Source organism: Acaryochloris sp. IP29b_bin.137, from assembly GCF_028285745.1.
Lineage (GTDB): Bacteria > Cyanobacteriota > Cyanobacteriia > Thermosynechococcales > Thermosynechococcaceae > Acaryochloris.
Genome location: NZ_JANQOP010000171.1, coordinates 1 through 4046, shown reverse-complemented (window position 1 = coordinate 4046; position 4046 = coordinate 1). Strand labels below are relative to the sequence as shown.

Here is a 4046-nt window from a genome sequence, read left to right as displayed (position 1 = left end):
TGAGTTGAGCTGCTTTTTCGGAGTTCATTGCTGAAGACTTCTGGGCAACACTTGTATCCTGAGCGATTTCAAAACAATCTGCAAAGGTGACATGCTCCCAACTTCTTTCCTATGACAACAGTATTGGTTTGTGCCCTGGCCCTGGCGATGTGGTCTCTCCCCCTCAATTACATCCCCACCCTAGCTCGGTTTGCAGCAGGGGGGATGGACTGGGCCATGAGCAATCGGGACACCCTACCAGATATTCCACCCTGGGCTCAACGGGCAGAGCGGGCTCAACGGAATCATTTTGAGAATTTACCCATGTTGGTAGTGGCGCTGCTAGTGGTGCAGTTGTCGGGTCAAACCAATCCGATCATCAATCTGGCAGCAGTGAGCATGGTTGGATTCAGAATCTTTCATGCTTTTGCCTACATCATTGGCATCCCGCTGTTACGCTCACTCGGATTTTTCGGGGCTTTATTATCGCTGTTGACGATACTGTGGCAGCTCCTGATTTAACGCGCTATTTCCCCTGAGGTCGTCTATCTCAACTTACGTCAATGACCGCTTTCGCCTAAGCAATAGGGGCATCGCCGACAATACGGCTAGGCAGGTACAGGCCAGCACCAAGGGCAGAGGGCCTTTGCCGTGCATCGCGTCATTCCCAGCCACCCCTATCCAGGTATAGGCGATCACCCCAGGGATAATGCCAATCAGGGTTCCCAAACTGTAAGGGAACCAGTGAATGGGGGTCATGCCAAACAGAAAGTTAACCAGATTAAAGGGAGAAATGGGGGCAAAGCGAACAATAAGAACAAAGCTAAAAGGGTGGCGGAGAACTGCTTGATTGAAGGAGCAAAGCAGCTTGCGATCTCTGACTCGCCGCTGGGCCCAATCCAACAGCAGATAGCGGGCCATCCAGAAGGCTCCCATGGCTCCCAGCGTTGCCCCGATCAGCGATAAGGCACTACCCCAGATCAGACCAAATAGTACGCCTCCCACAATAGTGAGAATGACACCTGGTACCCCTAGAACAGTGGCAGCAATATGCAGCAGGATAAAGATGATGGACCCCCATAAACCATGAGACGCAACAAACTCCACCAAATGCATTTGATCAAAGAGAAGCGGCACATACTTAAGGACGAAGGGAAGTAACAACACCCCTATTACTCCTGCCAGTAATCGTCTGTGACCTTTCACCTGCCGATGGCGTAATCCTCCTTCCAGCATTATCCTAATTCTTGTTCCACTGAAGCACTACTGGTTTCTGGTACGGCTTCTGCAAGGGCTTTGCGCGCAACCTTGGTCACATAGACGGTCACTAGGACGGTGGCAATAAAACCGATAATGCGGATGGCCCAGGTGATGGTTGGGTTAGAGGGTTGTTCGCCCGTGCCCAGCGTTGCAATATTCCCGGCTAAAGAGCCCAGATAGACGTACATAATGGTGCCGGGAATCATGCCTATAGAAGCGAAGAAGTAATCTCTTAACGAGACCCCCGTTACTCCCATCCCGTAGTTAAGTAAGTTAAAGGGGAAAATGGGGGACAGCCGAGTCAGCAGCACAATCTTGAACCCTTCTTTACCCACGGCCTTATCAATCGCTGCAAATTTATCGTTCCCCTCAATTTTTTTGGAGATCCAGCCCCGAGCCGCATACCGTCCCACTAGGAACGCGAGGGTCGCACCAATAGTTGCCCCAATGAAGACCAAAAAAGATCCTTGAACCACCCCAAAGACAACCCCTGCTCCCAGGGTCAAAATAGAGCCCGGTAAAAAAGCGACGGTGGCGACAATGTAGATGCCGATAAATGCGATCGCACCCACGGTGCCTAAATCTTCAATCCATAACAAAGCGTCCTTCAGGATTTGCTGGGGATTAAACCCACCCCCATCGGCGGCCCAAGCGGGAGAGGCTGTAATCACTAAAAAGGCGAAAGCTGCCAGTAAAACGGGTTGAATTTTTTTCCAGCGACGAAGATTCATAGGTTTACCTTTAAGTCAGAAAATTAGGTGTGAAGTCATAACAAAGAACCGCCACAGCTTGAGCCGCTGCCAGCAGTACAGCCATAGCAATAGGGCGCTGTTTTTACGTCCTGAATCAGATCGAGACTCCCTGCAGCTAACAGTTTTGACACGGTTAATCGCTCACCTTTAGGTGTGGTGGCAGGAATTCCTTCCATTTGGTTGAAATCGCAGTCATAAATATTGCCCAGATAGTCGATGGACAGCTCATTTCGACACATTAAATGCTCTACTGTAGAGGCATTAAAGTGATGTTCCAAAAACTGAAGATAAGGCTGATGAAGTTGGCGATGTTCCAGATGAAACTTGGTGCGACCGATGGGTAAATTGGTAATCGCAAATAGGTGGTTAAAGGTAATTCCGAACTGCTCGCCTAAATGTCGTTTATAGGCTTGTTCTAAGGGTTGCTGATCTGGGGCTAAGGCAAAGTCCGTCGTGGTCGGTACCTGGGGGTTATAGACTAGATCCAACACTAGATTGGGATCAGAACCATACCCTAGTTGATTTAAGTGCTGTAACGCCTTGATGGAATCATTAAAAACGCCATTCCCCCGCATTTTGTCTACATTTTGCTCTAGGTAACAAGGTAACGAGGCTACGACTCGGAGTTGGTGCTGGGCGAAATACTCAGGCAAATCTTCAAAACCCGGTTCAAAGTAAATCGTTAAATTGGAGCGAACAATCACTTCCTTGTTGTGGGAACGAGCGGCCTCCACGAGCGGGCGAAAGCCGTAATTCATTTCTGGCGCACCTCCCGTTAGATCCACCGTTTTAATCTGAGGAAACCGCTGAATTAGTTCAATTAACTGCTGACACACGTCTGGAGATAATTCTTCGGTGCGATTGGGGCTGGCTTCCACATGGCAGTGGCTGCAAGCTAAGTTACACCGACGTCCTAAATTGATTTGCAACACGGTAATCGGCTGCTTGGTGAGGGGCGCAGCTAACTTCTGAGTAAACGGAGTGAGAGTTGGGTTAGGTGACACAGTCATAACAGCTCGATCCACAACAACAAACGGCTTGGTTTAACAGCATCCTCCCCCGTCGTAGTACCAAGTAGACTCGGTCACCATAATCGCTTGAGGATGGGCTTTCGCTAACTTCGCCGCTGTCTTGTCACAAACCGCTAGGGGAATGCCTAGACTCAAAATATGACCCGCTTGGTCATCGAAATATTCATGGGGGCCGGTGTAAACCGCCATCTTACCCGTGAACACACAAGCGCCATCCTCAGGAATATCCACCTTAAAGGAAACGGAATCCAAACTCTCTAGTAAGAGATGTTGGTCGAGGCTGTAGTTTTTTTGGTCCAGTAGGCGGTAGGGACGGCGGGCTCGAACCTCGACTTGTCCAAATCCCGCATGGATAATTCGTTGAATATATTGTTCGTAGGTTAAAGCGCCCGACAAGCACATGGCTCGTAGTCGGTCATCTTGCTGGAGATGCTCTGGCATGGGGCGAGTGGAAATGGGGTCGCTCATGACCAAGCGCCCCCCCGGCTTCAGCACTCGATAGGTTTCCTGAAGCGCACGGGAGAGATCGGCGGGTTCAAAAATATTGAATAGACAGTTTTGAGCGACAACATCGACGGAGTTATCGGCAACGGGGAGGGCAAAGGCATCCCCTTCTTTAATCGTGACAAAGTTGGGGTCGAACCACTCATTCTCTTGGGCTGCAATGTCAAGATTGCGGGCAGCTGCTTTGCGCATTTCAGCCACCGGATCCACTGCAACCACTGCTCCAGGGCGTCGGGAGAAGTAGGAAAACTGCAGGGCTTCTAATCCACCTCCCACTCCGACATACAAAACAGTTGGATCACCGGATAGCTCCGTAGGATGAACGGTGGTGCCGCACCCATAGTTCATTTCCTGCATTTGCGGCGGCACCACCAGACCTGGCAGTTGCAGGGGGGTGCTTTGGACACAGCATAGGCCTACATCTGGGGTTTCAGCGACTTGACTGTAAAACTCTGCTGCGGATTCTAAATACGTCATAGCGGTCAACGATGGATTTGTAATGAATGGTCATTCATGGGCA

Annotated in this window: 5 protein-coding genes; 1 reads left to right on the top strand and 4 read right to left on the bottom strand. The window is 50.2% G+C overall.

What is annotated here, in order from left to right; all coding sequences use genetic code 11:
• The first annotated feature begins 111 nt into the window (after positions 1–111).
• Complete coding sequence (locus tag Q0991_RS12660) at positions 112–501, top strand: MAPEG family protein (RefSeq protein ID WP_299489050.1); 390 nt, start codon at positions 112–114, stop codon at positions 499–501.
• Between the two features lie 33 nt (positions 502–534).
• Here Q0991_RS12660 and Q0991_RS12655 read toward each other — a convergent pair whose 3' ends face one another.
• Genes Q0991_RS12655 through arsM form a run of 4 tightly spaced genes read right to left on the bottom strand, consistent with a single transcriptional unit; the run spans position 535 to position 4003 of the window.
• Positions 535–1215 carry a TVP38/TMEM64 family protein gene (locus Q0991_RS12655; RefSeq protein ID WP_299489048.1) on the bottom strand — a complete coding sequence of 227 codons (681 nt, stop codon included), beginning with the start codon at positions 1213–1215 and terminating at the stop codon, positions 535–537.
• Positions 1215–1970, bottom strand: a complete 756-nt coding sequence (locus Q0991_RS12650; RefSeq protein ID WP_299489047.1) for a TVP38/TMEM64 family protein — start codon at positions 1968–1970, stop codon at positions 1215–1217. Before Q0991_RS12650 ends, Q0991_RS12655 begins: the two co-directional genes overlap by 1 nt.
• Positions 1971–2005: 35 nt before the next feature.
• On the bottom strand, positions 2006–3001 hold the full coding sequence (gene arsS, locus Q0991_RS12645) for an arsenosugar biosynthesis radical SAM (seleno)protein ArsS (RefSeq protein ID WP_299489046.1): 996 nt from the start codon (positions 2999–3001) through the stop codon (positions 2006–2008).
• A gap of 33 nt (positions 3002–3034) precedes the next feature.
• Positions 3035–4003, bottom strand: a complete 969-nt coding sequence (gene arsM, locus Q0991_RS12640) for an arsenosugar biosynthesis arsenite methyltransferase ArsM (RefSeq protein ID WP_299489044.1) — start codon at positions 4001–4003, stop codon at positions 3035–3037.
• Between the last annotated feature and the right edge of the window lie 43 nt (positions 4004–4046).